The organism is Nocardioides daedukensis, from assembly GCF_013408415.1.
Taxonomy (GTDB): domain Bacteria; phylum Actinomycetota; class Actinomycetes; order Propionibacteriales; family Nocardioidaceae; genus Nocardioides; species Nocardioides daedukensis.
This window is the reverse complement of record NZ_JACCAA010000001.1, coordinates 964,570-980,027: the sequence shown is the minus strand read 5'-3', so window position 1 is coordinate 980,027 and position 15,458 is coordinate 964,570. Positions and strand designations below refer to the sequence as shown.

The 15,458-nt window shown below is 68.0% G+C and carries 15 protein-coding genes; 5 read left to right on the top strand and 10 right to left on the bottom strand.

The window, feature by feature from the left end:
- The 10 genes from BJ980_RS04780 to BJ980_RS04735 form a co-directional block, all read right to left on the bottom strand.
- Window positions 1–183, bottom strand: coding sequence for a Flp family type IVb pilin (locus BJ980_RS04780; protein WP_179501237.1), 183 nt, complete (start codon window positions 181–183; stop codon window positions 1–3).
- Between the two features lie 27 nt (window positions 184–210).
- Window positions 211–420 carry a Flp family type IVb pilin gene (locus BJ980_RS04775; protein WP_218855412.1) on the bottom strand — a complete coding sequence of 70 codons (210 nt, stop codon included), beginning with the start codon at window positions 418–420 and terminating at the stop codon, window positions 211–213.
- Between the two features lie 158 nt (window positions 421–578).
- Window positions 579–1,235 (bottom strand): response regulator transcription factor, encoded by a 657-nt coding sequence (locus BJ980_RS04770; protein WP_179501236.1) that lies wholly within the window; start codon window positions 1,233–1,235, stop codon window positions 579–581.
- Between the two features lie 4 nt (window positions 1,236–1,239).
- On the bottom strand, window positions 1,240–2,826 hold the full coding sequence (locus tag BJ980_RS04765; protein WP_179501235.1) for a sensor histidine kinase: 1,587 nt from the start codon (window positions 2,824–2,826) through the stop codon (window positions 1,240–1,242).
- The gene (locus tag BJ980_RS04760; RefSeq protein ID WP_179501234.1) at window positions 2,823–3,749 is read right to left on the bottom strand and encodes a type II secretion system F family protein; all 927 of its coding nucleotides are present in this window, start codon (window positions 3,747–3,749) and stop codon (window positions 2,823–2,825) included. Before BJ980_RS04760 ends, BJ980_RS04765 begins: the two co-directional genes overlap by 4 nt.
- Before the next feature lies 1 nt (window position 3,750).
- Complete coding sequence (locus BJ980_RS04755) at window positions 3,751–5,673, bottom strand: type II secretion system F family protein (protein ID WP_179501233.1); 1,923 nt, start codon at window positions 5,671–5,673, stop codon at window positions 3,751–3,753.
- Entirely contained in the window at window positions 5,673–7,211 is a 1,539-nt protein-coding gene (locus BJ980_RS04750) for a TadA family conjugal transfer-associated ATPase (RefSeq protein ID WP_179501232.1), read from the bottom strand. The genes BJ980_RS04755 and BJ980_RS04750 overlap by 1 nt, the downstream gene beginning before the upstream one ends.
- A gap of 4 nt (window positions 7,212–7,215) precedes the next feature.
- The gene (locus tag BJ980_RS04745; RefSeq protein ID WP_179501231.1) at window positions 7,216–8,433 is read right to left on the bottom strand and encodes a CpaE/TadZ family protein; all 1,218 of its coding nucleotides are present in this window, start codon (window positions 8,431–8,433) and stop codon (window positions 7,216–7,218) included.
- A 7-nt stretch (window positions 8,434–8,440) separates the two neighbouring features.
- Window positions 8,441–9,172, bottom strand: coding sequence for a Flp pilus assembly protein CpaB (cpaB, locus tag BJ980_RS04740; protein WP_179501230.1), 732 nt, complete (start codon window positions 9,170–9,172; stop codon window positions 8,441–8,443).
- Between the two features lie 304 nt (window positions 9,173–9,476).
- A complete protein-coding gene (locus BJ980_RS04735; RefSeq protein WP_179501229.1) occupies window positions 9,477–11,264 on the bottom strand; it encodes an AMP-dependent synthetase/ligase in 1,788 nt (595 codons plus the stop codon).
- A gap of 190 nt (window positions 11,265–11,454) precedes the next feature.
- On the opposite strand from BJ980_RS04735, the gene BJ980_RS04730 reads away from it, so the two are divergent.
- The 5 genes from BJ980_RS04730 to BJ980_RS04710 are packed head-to-tail and all read left to right on the top strand — an operon-like array spanning window position 11,455 to window position 15,454.
- A complete protein-coding gene (locus BJ980_RS04730) occupies window positions 11,455–11,892 on the top strand; it encodes an SRPBCC family protein (protein ID WP_179501228.1) in 438 nt (145 codons plus the stop codon).
- A 13-nt stretch (window positions 11,893–11,905) separates the two neighbouring features.
- The gene (locus tag BJ980_RS04725; RefSeq protein WP_179501227.1) at window positions 11,906–13,075 is read left to right on the top strand and encodes a TRC40/GET3/ArsA family transport-energizing ATPase; all 1,170 of its coding nucleotides are present in this window, start codon (window positions 11,906–11,908) and stop codon (window positions 13,073–13,075) included.
- Entirely contained in the window at window positions 13,072–13,509 is a 438-nt protein-coding gene (locus BJ980_RS19405) for a hypothetical protein (RefSeq protein ID WP_179501226.1), read from the top strand. Before BJ980_RS04725 ends, BJ980_RS19405 begins: the two co-directional genes overlap by 4 nt.
- Before the next feature lie 2 nt (window positions 13,510–13,511).
- Window positions 13,512–14,453 carry an ROK family glucokinase gene (locus tag BJ980_RS04715; protein ID WP_179501225.1) on the top strand — a complete coding sequence of 314 codons (942 nt, stop codon included), beginning with the start codon at window positions 13,512–13,514 and terminating at the stop codon, window positions 14,451–14,453.
- Window positions 14,454–14,488: 35 nt separating this feature from the next.
- Window positions 14,489–15,454: an ROK family protein gene (locus tag BJ980_RS04710; RefSeq protein ID WP_179501224.1), complete on the top strand. Its 966-nt coding sequence runs from the start codon at window positions 14,489–14,491 to the stop codon at window positions 15,452–15,454.
- Window positions 15,455–15,458: the final 4 nt, after the last annotated feature.

Below are 15,458 nucleotides of genomic sequence, written 5' to 3'. Positions count from 1 at the left end.
TCACCAGTCCGGAAGCGTGAACAGTCCGGCCACAGCGCCGCCGAAGAGTTGCAGAGCGCCAAAGATCACAGCTGCCACCAGGGCCAGAAGAAGGGCGTATTCAACGGCGGTGGCGCCGGATTCGTCGTTCACGAGTTCGCCTTGCTCTAAATGCCGACTGCGGCCACGGATGATGAATTCCATGGCCGCAGTCCTGACTTGCGAAGATGCTCAGCTGCCGGTCGTGGTGGTCGTGCCGCCGGGCAGCTTGTCCGTGATGGAGGTGAACGCCGAGCTGATCTCCGTACCGAGCGTGACGACCACGCCGATGATCACGGCTGCGATGAGCGCGACCAGCAGCCCGTATTCGACGGCGGTAGCACCCTCTTCGTCGCGCTCGGCAGTCATGAAGGCCATGAACTTGCAGTAGAACTCGATCATTTCAATCCCCTTGTTTGAGCGAACCCACATGTTCGGTGATAGTCCCCGAGCCCCCCTCGACTCGAATACCAGCATCCTCGCTCAGGAGCGGTGCAGGTCACATCGGGATATCAGCCGCAAGGGCATAGTCAATTCGGACTACTGGGCCGGTGGCCCGATCAGGGGGTGACCGAGGAGAGCAGGTTCATCCGCATCGCGGTGACCAGTGCCTGGGCGCGGTTGGTCGCGCCGAGCTTCTGGTAGATCTTCGCGATGTGCGTCTTGGCCGTGGACTCGCTCATGTAGAGCTGGCGGGCGATCGCGCCGGTGCCCAGTCCCTCCGCCAGGAGCGAGAGCACTTCCTGCTCGCGCTCGGAGAGGCGGGGGCGGTCGTCGCGGGAGCGGCGCATCATCGCCCCGGCCAGGTTCGAACACAGGAACGTGCGCGGTGAGACGGCCGCGTGCCGGGCGGCGCTGAGGACCTCCTTGCTGGGCGCGTCCTTGCCGACGAACGCAGAGGCACCGGCCTCCATGGCCCCGAAGATCTGATCGTCACCCGAGTGCATGGTCAGCACCACCAGGCCCATCGCAGGGTCGTTCTTGCGGATGGAACGAACGATGTCCAGACCATTGCCGTCGGGGAGCTGGAGATCGGTCACCACGACGACCGGTTTCGTCTCGCGGATCACCGACAGAGCTTGCGCCACACCGCCGGCCTGTCCCACGACGGTCATCCCGGGGTCGCGCTCGAAGGCCCGCGCCAGACCGGTACGGATCAGTTCATGGTCGTCGACCAGGACAACGGGGACGGGCGGGAGGGTCGGTGTGTCGGCCATGGGCTCATCCTGTCTGGTTCCCCGGCACTTGCCCAGCATTTCGGGTGGCACCGAGCGCAACAACGAGTTCGACGCCGGCATGCTCCGTGGAGTTGTGCAGGTCCAGCCGGGCCCCGATCCGTCGGGCTCGCTCCTTCATGATGCGCAGACCGTGGGAGTCGTCCCGGCCCACCTGCAGTCCTCGGCCGTTGTCCTGGACCCTGATCTCCGCGTGCGGTGGGTGGACCGTGCAGCTGACCACGATCTTGGAGGCGCGGGCATGCTTGACCGCGTTGTTCATCGCCTCCTGGGCGATCCGGAGCAGCTCCTGCTCCACCCCGCCACGCAGGCGGGACTCACCTTCATCGAGCTCGACCACGACCGGGATACCGGACCGGCTCTGGATGTGACCGGCGAGTGCCTCGATGGACTGCCCGAGCGTGTTGCCGGCGTTCGCGTCGTTGCGCAGACTGAAGATGGAGCGACGCAGCTCGGCGACCACCTTGGAGAGCTCGCTGCGAAGCTCCTCGACCTGCTCGGCCTGTTCGGTCGTCGTCGAGGTCTCCTCGAGTCCATCGATGAGATAACCCAGCGCGGCCAGGTCCTGGGCCACTCCGTCGTGGAGGTCCCTGGCCAGCCGGTGCCGTTCCTCGGTGGTCGCTTCGTCGCGCACGGTCGTGAAGAGCAGCGCGGTGTCGAGTTGCACGGCTTCCGGGGTGAAGCTCCGGGTCAAGGCTTTGGCCTTGGCGAGCAGCGCCGACGACTCGCCCCGAGTCTGCGGCTCGATGACGCCGGCGACGACGGCCACCACGCCGGCCTCGGTCAGCAACGGGAACGCGAGCTGGTCCTCGACGATGAGGGGCTCCGCTGCAGCGAAGACCTGCTCGATGAGAGCATCTCGCAGCTGGATGCCGGCCGTCGCCACGTCGCCCTCGACCAGCGGAGTGGGGCCGAAGATCGACGGGGTGTAGACCACGGCCGCGGTGAGAGGCAGCTCTGCGCGGGTCAGCCCCAGGACGTTTCGACTGATCCCGACCGGGTCGAGTCCGTCGACGAGCTCGCCCGACAGGTTGATGAGTTGGGCGATCAGGGCACGGGCGTCGCGATAGGAGCCGGCAGTGCTGGGTGTTTCGGCGCGCAGGTTGTGCACGATGGCGCCGATCGCACCGAAGCCCAGACCAACCATCAGCCAGGTGAAGACCGTCCAGACCAGGTCCGCAGTGCGCTCGATCGCGTTGTTCGGGACGATGGTCACGGTGAGAACCACGAGCTCGGCGACGGCCACCTCCAGCATTCCGCGACTGCCCCGGACGAGTCCGCCGATGAAGAGCGGGAGACCGATGGCCGGGAGCAGCACGCGCGAGTCGGCGAGAGTCCAGGCGGCGAGGAACGTGACCAGACCGGCCTCGAGGACGAGGGCCGGAAGCACCGGGATCCGGTGCAACCCCTCGACGAAGATCGCGATCATCCAGACGGCCGCAACCAGAATCACGTTGAGGATCGGTCCGTAGTCACCGGTGAAGGCGACGGGCGCAGCCAGGACGATCAGTGCGAAGACTCGTGCCCCCGCCGTGACGGAGGCATAGCGGGATCGTTCGTCGACCTCGGTCATGTGTCGGAGAAGGCCTCGATCATGCTCAAGATCCCCGGTCCCATGACGACGATCATCAGGCACGGCAGGATGAAGAGGATCACCGGGATCATGATCTTGACCGGCACCTGGGCCGCCTTCTCCTCCGCCCGCTGCCGCCGCCGGGTCCGCATCTCCTTGGACTGGACTCGAAGGACCTGGGCGATCGGGATGCCGACCGCGTCGGCCTGGACCATCGCACCGACGAAGGACCTCAGGTCCTGCACCGTGGTCCGCTCGCCGAGGCCGCGCAGGGCCTCACTGCGGCTGCGACCGATCTGCATCTCCTGCAGCACGCGGGTCAACTCGCCGGCCAGAGGACCGCCGGTGTTGCGGGCAACTTGCTGCAGAGCTGCGTCGAACCCGAGCCCGGCCTCGACCGAGATGGTGAGCAGATCGAGTGCATCGGGCAGGTCCTTGAGGATCTGCTCGTTCCGCTTCGAAGCGGTGTTGTAGAGATAGATGTTCGGCGCGAAGAAGCCCAGCACCACGAAGGCGAGCACCAGCAAGGCGGTGATCGGCCATGCCGGGGTGAGGATCAGTACGAAGTAGGCCGCCGCGGCGAGCCCACCCAAGGTGCCCAGGATCTTCGCCGAGGAGACCCGGTCGACGGTCCAGCCCCTCGGGTTGCCCGCCCGATCCAGTTGCCCTCGGATGCGCTCGGCCTGGTCAGCGCCGGTGATCCGCCGCCCGAGTTTTTGGGTGCGTGCCAGCAGAGGGTCGAGGACCCGTTCGGAGAACGACTTGTCGCTCTCCTTGGTGAGCGCCTCCGGACTGGAGGTCATTGCCTCGAGCACCTCGAGCGAGCGGGCGACTCCCTGCCGTTCGGGGCTGAGGCCGCCCACGGCAGCGAAGACGATGAAGAGGGCGGCAAAGATCAGGACTGTGCCGAGCACGAGAACCATGTCAGACCTCCACCTTCACGAGCCGGCTGATCACGAAGGCGCCGAAGGCCAACAGGACGACCGCGCCACCGAGCATGACAAGACCCATCGCCTCGGTCCAGAGCCGGGAGACGTATTCACGCCGCACCAGGAGCATGTAGACGAACATCGCCACCGGCAGCCCACCGAGGATCCACCCCGACAAGCGGCCTTCGGCCGAGAGGGTCTGCACCTGGCGACGCAGGTAGTCCCGCTCCCGCAACGTTGCGGCAACCGTCGACAACAGCTCGGTCAGGTTGCCTCCGACCTGGCGCTGGATCCGGATGGCCATCACCACCCAGGCGAAGTCCTTGCTCTCGGTGCGCACGGCGACATCCTCGAGTGCGTCCACCAGCGGGACGCCGAGCCTGCTCTGGACGAGCGCCTGCTTGAACTCGCCGGCGATCGGCTCGCGACCCTCCTGGACCACGGTGTCGATCGACTGCTGCAAGGACATGCCGGCCGAGAGTGAACCCGAGATCAGGGTGAGTGTGTCCGCGAGCTGTCCGTTGAACGCGCTGATCCGCTTCTTGCGCATCCGACCCAACCACAGCCACGGGATCACCGCACCGGCGAACAGGAAGAGGAGAATGAACACGACGTCGCCCTGGCCGAGCAGCGCGCCGACCAGGCCCGCTCCGATCGTGATGCCGCCGTGGATCAGGATCCACTCGGCGGGCTTCAGGGCAGAGCCGGCGGCAACCAGCCGGGCACTGATGCTGGCCTCGACACCCTTGTTGCGGTTCAGCATCTGGGCGGCAGCGGACTTGGCGTTGTCGAGGGTCAGCACCGGATCCCCGCCACCGGAGGTGGCTGCGGCGGCCCCGGGACCGGCGCCATAGGCGGCGATCCGTTCCTGGACCGAGGGGCCGGCCTTGGGCTTGCCGAGCGACCACATCAGTGAGCCGAGCACGACCAGGAGGCCCAGCCCGATGGCGCCGAGACCGGCGTACATCAGCGTCTCGCTCACCTCGAAGTTGGAACTCGAGTCGGAGTCGGCGGAAGCGACCGGGGCCGCCGGGGCAGCGACCGCCTTGTCGCGGATCTTGACGTACGTGTTCGTGGTCTGGGATCCCGCGGTGACCTCGATGGTTGCCTCGGTGGCCCGCACGGAGTCCGGGATCGGTGCGGTGACCAGCAGCTGCCGCGAGAGGGACGCTGCCTCGGCGTCGAAGGCCGCGGTCAGCGACTCCGGATCGGCGGTGATGACAGTGCCACCCCCGGCCTCGGCCAGATCGCGCAGAGGGGCGAGATCGGCCTCGTCGAGCTCCAAGGCCACGACGTCGACGCGGACACCGGCGCGCTTGACGGCCTTGATCGCGGCGGCTGACTTGGTCTGGCTGTTGTCCTTGCCGTCGGAGAGCAACACGATGTTGCGCGCACCCGAGCTGCCGGCAAGCTTCGCCGAGGCGATCAGGGCGCTGTGCAGATGGGTGTCCTGGCCGAGCTCGAGCCCGTCGACCACTCTCTGGGCTGCCTTGCGGTCCGTGCTCGGCGCGAGTGCGGTGGTGATCGTGCCGTTGAAGGTGACGATGCCCACCCGTACGTCGGTCGGCACGGACTTCAAGAACGTCGACGCGGCCCGCTGCGCAGCCTCGATCCGGCCGTCGGCCATGCTGATGCTGGTGTCGATCGCGAGGATCGTGGTGCGCCGGATGTCGGTGCTGTCACCTGCCGACTCGACCGTCGCCTCGGTGGCCTCACCGTCGATCGTCACGCTCACGTCGGCGGGGCTCTCGGTCTGCTCCGGTACGGAGACCAGCACCTGCACGGACTCGCCCTCCGGCTGGACGTGCATGATCGTGAGGTCCTCCTCCGCCGCAGTGGCGGGGGAGGAGACGATCAGCACGCTCGCGAGGGCGACGGCTGCCAGCCCGCCCGCACGATGCAGGAAGCGCAGCTGCATCACAGGCCGTCCAGGGCGAACAGGACCGGGTCGACGGTGACGTTGGCGTGGGCCATCTTCTCGAGGAACTTCGGCCGCAGGCCGGTCGAGCGCAGGTGTCCGCGTGACTTGCCGTGCTCGTCGAAGCCGGCCGAGTGGTCATAGACGAAGATGTCCTGCAGGGTGATCACGTCGCCCTCCATCCGCTCCACCTCGGTGATGTGGGTGATGTGGCGCGATCCGTCCTTGAACCGGGACTGGTGCACGATCAGGTCGACAGCCGAGGCAACCTGCTCACGGATCGCCTTGATCGGCAGGTCCATCCCGGCCATCAGCACCATCGTCTCGATGCGCGACAGGGTGTCGCGGGGACCGTTGGAGTGCACGGTGCAGATCGATCCGTCGTGGCCGGTGTTCATCGCCTGGAGCATGTCGAGTGCGGACGCGTCACGAACCTCGCCGACGATGATGCGGTCGGGACGCATCCGCAGGCTGTTCTTGACCAGCTCGCGGATGTCGACCGCACCCTTGCCCTCGATGTTGGCCGGGCGGGACTCGAGCCGGACCACGTGATCCTGGTGGAGCTGGAGCTCGGCGGCGTCCTCGATCGTCACGATCCGCTCGTCGCTCGGGATGAACGACGAGAGCACGTTCAGGGTTGTCGTCTTCCCGGCACCGGTGGAGCCGGAGACGATGACGTTCAACCGTCCGCGGACACAGGCGTCGAGGAAGTCGGCGGTGCGCTGGCTCAGCGAGCCGAACGAGATCAGGTCCGCGGCGGTGAGCGGGTCCGCGGCGAACTTGCGGATGGTCAGCGCCGAGCCGTCGATCGCCAGTGGCGGGATCACCGCGTTGACACGTGAGCCGTCGGGCAAGCGAGCGTCGACCAACGGGCTCGACTCGTCCACGCGACGACCGATCCGGGAGACGATCTTGTCGATCGTTCGGCGCAGGTGCACCTCGTCGGTGAACCGCGCGTTCACGTGCTCGATGCGCCCGTGCCGCTCGACGAAGATCGAGTCGGGGCCGTTGACCATGACCTCGGTGATCTCCGGATCGCGCAGGAACGGCTCGATCGGGCCATAGCCGAGGATGTCGTCGGTGATCTCGAGGGTCACCTTGGTCCGGTCGGCGTTGCTCAGCGGTCGTTCCTGGGCGCTCAGCACGTCCTTGAGCACTTGGCGGACCCGGCTCTCGAGGTCAGCCTGGTCGAGGTTGGAGTCATAGAGCTGAGGGCCGAGCTGCTTGAGCAGCTCGGCGTGCACATTGCCCTTGACGTCCTCGAGCCGGTCCTGCTGGGCACTGGCCGCGTTGGCGAGGCGCCGACTCACCGCGGCGTCCACCTGGGCATTGGCGCCGGCCGCACGCCGGCCTGCCGCCAGGTCCTCGAGAGGTCCCGTGGAGGGCGCACCGGGCTTGTGCCGTCCGGTGGCGCGAACCGGGGTGGCGCCCGTGGCGGTCACGACGGCTGCTGCCGCGTCGGTGCCCTCCGTCTGTGGCGCGACCTCGTCACCGGCGGCAGCCTTCGCTCTCGCGATGCGATCTCCCAGACTGCTCATCAGGTCACCTCTTGTTCCGGCGCCAGCGACCGCGTCGCTCGGCTTCTGTGTGCTGCTTTGCGGCGGGAGCGGCGGCCTGCGGCGCGACGGAGGCGTTGAGGTTGTCACCAATGCCCGCGGCGAGCTTCTCGGCCAGTGCGTTGAAGGCCTTGCTGGCCGGGTGGCCGGGATTGCTGATCACGATCGGTTTGCCGGCGTTCGTGGCGGCCGCGATGTCGGTCGAGGACGGGATCATCGTGGTGATCGGCATCCCCAGGATCTGCTCGACTTTGTCGGCGTCCAGCCCGACGGCGTCATCGGCCCGGTTGAGGACCAGGTGCCGGCTGCCCTGGGCAATGTTGAGCAGGTCGAGGGTCTCCAGTGCCACCTTGACGTTCTTCAACGTCGGCACATCGAGGGTGGCGACCACGACACAGTCGTCCGTCTCGTCGAGCGCCTGCAGCGTCTGCTCGTCGAAGTTCGGGCAGGTGTCGACCACGACATAGTCGAACTGCTCGCGCAGCGTGCGCATCATCCGCGACACCAGGGTCGCAGTCACCCGATCGCGTGCGTCGGGGAGGCTCGGCGCCGCCAGCACCATCAGGGACTGTTCGTGGCGGGTCAGCAGCGACTCGACCATGGTGAAGTCGATGACGTCCTCTCCGCCGATCGCTTCCTCGATGGTGTGCGCCGGGAAGAGCTGCATGGTGATCGCGACGTCGCCGAAGGCCAGGTCGAGGTCGATCAGGCAGACCTTGCGGGCTCCCTTGTCCGCGAGGGCCAGGGCCAGGTTGACCGACGTCGTGGTCTTGCCGACGCCGCCCTTGGGGGAGAAGACGGTGATGATGTGGCCCCGGTGGCCGCCGGACGAGGGCTGCGAACCGCTGTGCAGTGCGGACCAGAGCTGTTGGGCCCGCGAGACGGCACCGGAGATGCCCACTGCATCGCTCGAGCGCACGACGTCGCGACAGCCGGCCTGCATGGCCTTGTAGAGCACATCGGTGTCCACCTCGTCGCGCACGAGCACGACGCTGGTCGAGGGCCGGGTGTAGCGCAGGCTCTCGGAGAGGTTGGTGGCGTCGGTGAGATCGACCGTGGGGCCGATGAGTACGGCGTACTCCGACGGGTGGTGGGCCAGCCACGTGTGCAACGTGTCGGTGCCGTCCACGGAGTGCGAGCCTGAGGGGAGCAAGGCGGAGAGCCGATCGACGGCCTCGGCGTCCTTGTCGACGATGACTGGCATCAGTTCCTCACTTGAAGAGGTTGCTGCCGTTGGCGCCACCCGAGTTGGTGCTGACCTTGGACTTGTCGGTCAACAGCGCGAATGAGAGCTCACCGTTGGCAACGGCGAATTGGACCTTCTCCGCATCCTTCTGGTTCAGGGCCACTGTGAGCAAGGTCTTGGGCAGTTGTTCCGTCGTCTGCTCGCCGTCCTCGTTCACCTTGGTCGAGGTGATCGTGGAGCTGGCCCCGACGCCGAGCACCTGGACGCGGGCCAGGAGCAGGCGGCTGAGGGCCGGTGAGGGGAGCTTGTCGGAGGTCACGAAGATGGCGACCTCGGAGCCGGGGTTCACGAAGCCAGCCACGCGAGCCGGATCGGTGAGGTTGACCGAGATCGCCATCATCCCGTCCGGGATCGCCAGCGAGGTGTTCTCCACGGTGCCCCCGAAGCGGTTGGCGGTCACCTGCTCACCTTGGAAGATCCGGGTGGTGGCGACCAGGCCGCTGAGGGCGGTGAGGTCGGTCTGGGCGCCGTCGAGGACCTGATCCTTCGGCACACCCTGGAACTGGAACTTCCCGGCCGCCTGGGCGTCGTCGAAGGTCTCGCCGGCCTCGATAGGCTTGATCACCTTGAGCACCTCGACTGCCTCGATGTCTTCCTTGGCCCGGTCGTCGGCGCCCTGCACGTAGAGGAAGACGAGCAGGGTGCCCAGTGCCGCGATGACTGCAGCGAGGACGAGGAGGATCTTCCGACGGTCCATGACACCTTCTTCGAGCTGAGATCGGGAAAACACCCATCCGACGCGTGCGCGCGATGTGCGCACCTTCACGGAGAGCGGTGCGAGACAAAGGTGCACCATCCGTCGCACACGTGCCCATAGGACTCACTCATATGGCCCAGATGGACTAGTCCTTCTAGTCCATTTGGACAGTGATGCTCATCAGTACACCCGGTCGCCGGGCCATTGGGGAATGGGGTCAGCCGGGCATGACGCCAGACGCGATACGGGCGCAATACCAAGGGCCCCGGCGAAAGCTTCGCCGGGGCCCTTGCAGCACGATCACTCAGTTGTCGTAGAGCGCACTCACCTCGGCGCGGTGCTCGCGCATCACGACGTTGCGCTTCAGCTTCAAGGAGGGCGTCAGCTGCCCGTCCTCCTCGGTCCAGTCGATCGGCAGCACGGTGAACTTGCGGATCGACTCCGCCTTGGAGACCGCCTTGTTGGCGTCGTCGACCGCGGCTTGTACGTCGGCCTGCAGCTGCGGGTCGTCGACCAGGTCCGCGATCGAGCCCGACTTGCCGTGCTCCTGGAGCCAGTGCGGGAAGTATTCCGGGTCGATCGTGACCAGCGCACCGATGAACGGCTGCCCGTCGCCGACCACGACACACTGGCTGATCAGCGGGTGCGCACGGAGTCGGTCCTCCAGGACGGCAGGGGCGACGTTCTTGCCGCCCGCGGTCACCAGGATCTCCTTCTTGCGGCCGGTGATGCGGACGAAGCCCTCGTCGTCGAGCTCGCCCACGTCTCCGGTGTGGAACCAGCCGTCGGTCAGCGCCTCCGCGGTCGCCTTCTCATTCTCCCAGTAGCCCGCGAACACCTGGCCACCCTTGAACAGCAGCTCGCCGTCGTCGGCAATGCGCGCCGTGGTGCCACCCAGCGGCCGGCCCACGGAACCGATCTTCTGGGCGTCGGGCAGGTTGACGGTCAGGGCAGCAGTGGTCTCGGTCAGGCCGTAGCCCTCGAGCACTGTCACCCCGATGCCGCGATAGAAGTGACCCAGTCGCTCGCCGAGCGGGGCGCCGCCGGAGACGGCGTACGCGCAATTCCCGCCGAGCGCGGCGCGCAGCTTGCCATAGACCAGCTTGTCGAAGAGCGCGTGCTTGGCCTTGAGCCGCAGCGGGATGCGGCCGTTGTCCATGGCGTGGCTCCAGGCGATAGCGGTGTCGGCGGCCTTGCCGAAGATCTTGCCCTTGCCGTCGGCGGCGGCCTTCTGCGAGGCGGTGTTGAAAACCTTCTCGAAGACGCGCGGCACAGCAAGGATGAACGTGGGCTGGAACTCGCCCAGGTCGTCGACCAGGTTCTTGATGTCGGCGGAGTGACCGAGCCGGGCGCGGGCCTTGATCGCGCCGATCTGGATGATCCGCGCGAACACGTGGGCGAGGGGCAGGAAGAGGAGCGTCGAGCTCTCCTCGTCGCCGAAGAGCCGGTCCAGGTCCTCGACCGCCACGCCGAGCTCGAACATGAAGTTGCCGTGCGTGAGCATGCACCCCTTGGGGCGCCCGGTGGTGCCTGAGGTGTAGATCAACGTGGCCAGGTCCAGGGGAGTGGCGGTGGTACGCCGTTCCTCCAGCACGTCGTCACTGATGTCGGCACCGAGGCTCCTCAGCACCTCGACCGCGTTGTCGTCGAAGCTCCACACGTGGTTGAGCTCGGGCAGGTCTCCACGCAGGCCGGAGAGGCGGGAGAGGTGGTCGGCGCCCTCGGCGACCACGGCCCGAGCCCGCGAGTCCTGGAGGATCCAGCCGATCTGCTCGGCCGAGGAGGTCTCATAGATCGGCACGGTGACCGCACCCGCGAACCAGATCGCATAGTCGACCAGGGTCCACTCATAGCGAGTCTTGGAGATCAGTGCGACCCGGTCGCCGGGCTCGACACCGGCGGCGATCAGGCCCTTGGCGACAGCGCTGACCTCGGCCAGGAACTGGGCGGCGGTGACGTCGGTCCAGCCACTGCCGGTGTTGCGGTTGAAGACGACGGTGTCGGCGAAGTCGCGTCCGTTGGTGACCACGTCATCAGTCAGATTTCCCGTCGAGGGAATCGTCACGGTCAACGGCGAGGCGAATTCGCGCATGCCGGCCTCCTAGGGAATCAAGTCGGTGGTGATGTCGTCCGCACGTTACCGGCCGGTCGCGTACCGCCGGTATCCGGTACGCTCACGAACTGTCCGGGTGCGACACCATGGGCGCGCCACTTGGACCTACACCTGGGCCGATACTTGGACTGGGCCGAACAACCGTGGCCGAGGAATCAGGAGAGACCGGATGGCCGAGCAGACTTCGTCGTCGATCGTCGTGGACGCGCCGCCGTCCGCCGTGATGGACGTGATCGCCGACTTCCCGGCATACCCCCTGTGGGCCAAGGGAATGAAGGCCGTCGAGGTGAAGGGAACCTTCCCGGACGGGCGTGCCACCGAGGTCTACTTCGAGCTCGACGTCGCACCGATCAAGGACGACTACACCCTCGCCTACGAGTGGGACGGCGACCGCGAGGTCACCTGGACCCTGGCCGAGGGCAAGATGCTGCGTGCCCTCGACGGCGCCTACACGTTGCGCGACCTCGGCAACGGCTCGACCGAGGTCACCTACCGCCTGGCGCTCGACGTCTCGATCCCGTTGATCGGCATGCTGAAGCGCAAGGGCGAGAAGATCCTGATCGACACCGCGCTCAAGGGGCTGAAGAAGCGCGTCGAGACGCTGTGAGCGTCGGCTGAACGTGCGGATCCTCCTCTTCACCGGCAAGGGCGGAGTCGGCAAGTCGACCATCGCCTCCGGCACCGCCGCGATGGCTGCCGGGCGCGGCCTGCGCACTCTCGTGCTGTCCACTGACGCCGCGCACTCACTGGCCGATGCCTTCGCGGCCGAGGTGGGTGCAGAACCGACCGAGGTCGCCGCGAACCTCTTCGTCCAGCAGGTCGACGCACAGCGCCGCTTCGAGCAGTCGTGGGCCGACATACAGGGCTATCTGCTCTCGGTGCTCGACGTCGCCGGCGTTGACCCGGTGGCTGCCGAGGAACTGACCGTCATCCCCGGTGCCGAGGAGATCTTCGCGCTGCTCGAGCTCCGCCTCCACGCCCGATCGGGGGGCTGGGACGTGATCATCGTCGACTGCGCGCCCACCGCCGAGACGCTGCGACTGCTGGCTCTGCCCGAAGCGCTCGGCTGGTACATGCAGCGCGTCTTCCCGTTCGGGCGGCGGATGGTGCGCACCCTCAAGCCGGTGCTCACCCGCGCTGCCGGGGTGCCGATGCCCGAGGACACCGTCTTCGACGCGATCGAGCGGCTGCACGGCGAGCTCGACGAGGTCCGCGACCTGCTCTCCGGCCCGGACGCGAGTGTGCGCCTGGTGCTCACCCCCGAGACGGTCGTGCTGGCCGAGGCCCGCCGGTCCTTCACCACCTTGTCCCTGTTCGGCTACCGCGTCGACGGCGTGGTGGCGAACCGGATCTTCCCCGCGCAGGAGGGCGACGAGTGGCGCGCCGGTTGGGTCGCCGCGCAGTCGCGGGTCCTGGCCGAGATGGAGGAGTCCTTCGCCGGCCTGGAGCAGTGGCGCTCGACGTACCGCCCGTCCGAGCCGGTCGGTGTCCAGGCCCTGCGCGCCCTCGCCGAGGAGGTGTACGCCGGCAGCGAACCGTTGGCGGTCCCCTCCGGGCCGGGGCCGCTGAAGGTCATCAGGACCGAGGCCGGAGCACTGCTCACGCTCGACCTGCCCTTCGTGACCAGGGGCGAAGTCGATCTCAAGCGGCACGGCGACGAGCTCGTGGTCACCGTGGGGTCGTATCGTCGTCTTCTCTCGTTGCCTGCAGGTCTGTCCAGGTTCAAGGTCAGCGGCGCGAAGGTCGACGAGGGCGCCCTGCAGGTCCGATTCGAGGAGACGACAGCGTGACCGACGACGACTTGGGCCCGAAGCCTGGACAGGCCGGGGCCGACGCAGCCGGGCCGGATGCCATCGGCACCGTTGCCGAGGAGGCCGCGAAGCTCTTCGGTGCGCTCTCCGGATGGGCCAAGGACCACGGCGAGGACCTGGGCCACGGCGTCTCTTCCATGGCCTCGGACGCCGCGCACACGTTGCGCGACGTGAACGAGCACATTGCGACCGACTCCGCCGAGTGCTCGTTCTGTCCTGTGTGCCGCACGATCCACGCGGTCCGCGGACTCAGCCCCGAGGTCAAGACCCACCTCGCGGTGGCGAGTGCCAACCTGATGCAGGCCGCATCGGCGCTGATGGCGACCGTGGTGCCCGACCAGGCCCGGACGAAGAAGCCCGCGGGCGAGGACATCGAGAAGATCAACCTCGACGAAGACTGGCCGGAGGAGTAGCCGTGTCGCTCACCATCGGTGTGGACGTCGGCGGCACCAAGATCGCGGGCGGAGTCGTCGACACCGACGGCCGCGTCCTCGAGACCGTGCGGGCGGAGTCACCCGCCGAGGACTCGCAGGCGATCGTCGCGGCAATCACCGAGATGGTGCTGCGGCTCTCCGAGCGGCACCGGATCGAGGCGGTCGGTGTGTCCGCAGCGGCGTTCATCGATGCCGCGCGCTCGACGGTCCTGTTCGCACCGAACCTGGCCTGGCGCGATGTCGAGCTCCGGGCGGTCCTGAGCGAGTCGGTCAACCTGCCCGTGGTGGTGGAGAACGACGGCAACGCGGCCGCGTGGGGTGAGTTCACGCACGGTGCCGCGGCCGACGCCGACGACCTGCTGATGGTGGCCGTCGGCACCGGAGTCGGTGGCGGCCTGGTCCTCGACGGAGCCCTGCACCGCGGTGGATTCGGCATCGCCGGCGAGATCGGGCACGTCCGCGTCGAGCGCAACGGCCGCAAGTGCGGCTGTGGTCGATTCGGATGCCTCGAGCAATATGCCTCCGGCACGGCCCTGGAGCGCTTCGCACGCGAGGCTGTGACCTCGGACCCCACCTCGGCCGCACACCTGCTGGACCAGGTCGGCGGTGACCCCGAGGCGATCGAGGGACCGATGATCACCGAGGCCGCCAAGGCCGGTGACGAGTTCGCAATCGCCCGCCTCGCCGAGCTGGGGACCTGGCTCGGTGAGGGCGTCGCGCAGATCGCGGCCGTCATCGACCCGGGCGTGATCGTCATCGGCGGCGGGGTGTGCGAGGCCGGTGACCTGCTGATCGAGCCGATGCGGTCGGCGTACATCGACAACCTCACGGGCAGCCAGCACCGCCCGGTGGCGGACTTCCGACTGGCCACCCTGGGCAACACCGCCGGCCTGATCGGCGCCGCCGACCTGGCGCGCCACTGAGCGCTGCCGTCCGTCGCCCTGAAAGAATCGCCGACATGGGCGAAGGCGTGTATGTCGGCATCGACGTCGGCGGGACGAAGGTGCTGGCCGGCATCGTCGACAATCGCGGACGCATCCTGCGCACCGCCCAGCGGGCCACCCCCGGGCGACGGGTCGAGGTGGCGAGGCTCGAGGACGCCCTGACCGACGCCGTCCGGGCAGTCACCGAGGACACCCAGGTCCGGGGCGTCGGGCTTGCCGCCGCAGGCTTCGTCGACGCGGCAGGGGAGAAGGTGATGTTCGCGCCGCACCTGCCGTGGGTCGATGCCCCGGTCAGGGCCCGGCTCGAGGAACGCTGGCAGGTGCCCGTGGCCCTGGAGAACGACGCGACCGCTGCGGCACACGCTGAGGCGATGTATGGCGCCGCCTCGGGAGCCGAGGACGCCTTGGTGGTGACCATGGGCACCGGCATCGGGGGCGGGCTGATCCTGGACCGGCGGGTCCGCCGCGGCGCCAACGGGATGGCGGGGGAGTTCGGACACATGCAGGTCGTGCCCGACGGGGCCCCCTGCGAGTGCGGGGGACGAGGGTGCTGGGAGCAGTACTGCTCCGGACGCGCCCTGGTGCGCTTCGCCCGCGAACAGCTGGGCACTCGGCCATCGGTGCTCGAGGAGATGTGCGGCGGCAACCGGGACGCGCTGACCGGACCGATGGTGAGCGATGCCGCCGAGGAGGGCGACCTGCTCGCCCGCGAGGCGTTCGGCAGCGTCGGCGACTGGCTGGGGGTGGGCCTGGCCAACCTGACGGCTGCCTTCGACCCCGAGGTCCTCGTCGTCGGCGGAGGCGTCTCGGCCGCGGGCGACCGCCTGCTCGAGCCCGCCCGGAACGCGCTGATGCGCTCACTGGTCGGCGCTGGACATCGCCTGGTCCCTGCCGTCGTGGCGGCGAAGTTCGGGCCGGCGGCCGGTCTGGTGGGGGCCGCGGACCTGGTCCGTCAACGAGTTTCGCGCGCTGCCCTGTGAGCTC

Coding starts and splice junctions, on each gene's coding strand:
- BJ980_RS04780 (WP_179501237.1), bottom strand. CDS start 183: ATGGAATTCATCATCCGTGGCCGCAGTCGGCATTTAGAGCAAGGCGAA.
- BJ980_RS04775 (WP_218855412.1), bottom strand. CDS start 420: ATGATCGAGTTCTACTGCAAGTTCATGGCCTTCATGACTGCCGAGCGC.
- BJ980_RS04770 (WP_179501236.1), bottom strand. CDS start 1,235: ATGGCCGACACACCGACCCTCCCGCCCGTCCCCGTTGTCCTGGTCGAC.
- BJ980_RS04765 (WP_179501235.1), bottom strand. CDS start 2,826: ATGACCGAGGTCGACGAACGATCCCGCTATGCCTCCGTCACGGCGGGG.
- BJ980_RS04760 (WP_179501234.1), bottom strand. CDS start 3,749: ATGGTTCTCGTGCTCGGCACAGTCCTGATCTTTGCCGCCCTCTTCATC.
- BJ980_RS04755 (WP_179501233.1), bottom strand. CDS start 5,673: ATGCAGCTGCGCTTCCTGCATCGTGCGGGCGGGCTGGCAGCCGTCGCC.
- BJ980_RS04750 (WP_179501232.1), bottom strand. CDS start 7,211: ATGAGCAGTCTGGGAGATCGCATCGCGAGAGCGAAGGCTGCCGCCGGT.
- BJ980_RS04745 (WP_179501231.1), bottom strand. CDS start 8,433: ATGCCAGTCATCGTCGACAAGGACGCCGAGGCCGTCGATCGGCTCTCC.
- cpaB (WP_179501230.1), bottom strand. CDS start 9,172: ATGGACCGTCGGAAGATCCTCCTCGTCCTCGCTGCAGTCATCGCGGCA.
- BJ980_RS04735 (WP_179501229.1), bottom strand. CDS start 11,264: ATGCGCGAATTCGCCTCGCCGTTGACCGTGACGATTCCCTCGACGGGA.
- BJ980_RS04730 (WP_179501228.1), top strand. CDS start 11,455: ATGGCCGAGCAGACTTCGTCGTCGATCGTCGTGGACGCGCCGCCGTCC.
- BJ980_RS04710 (WP_179501224.1), top strand. CDS start 14,489: ATGGGCGAAGGCGTGTATGTCGGCATCGACGTCGGCGGGACGAAGGTG.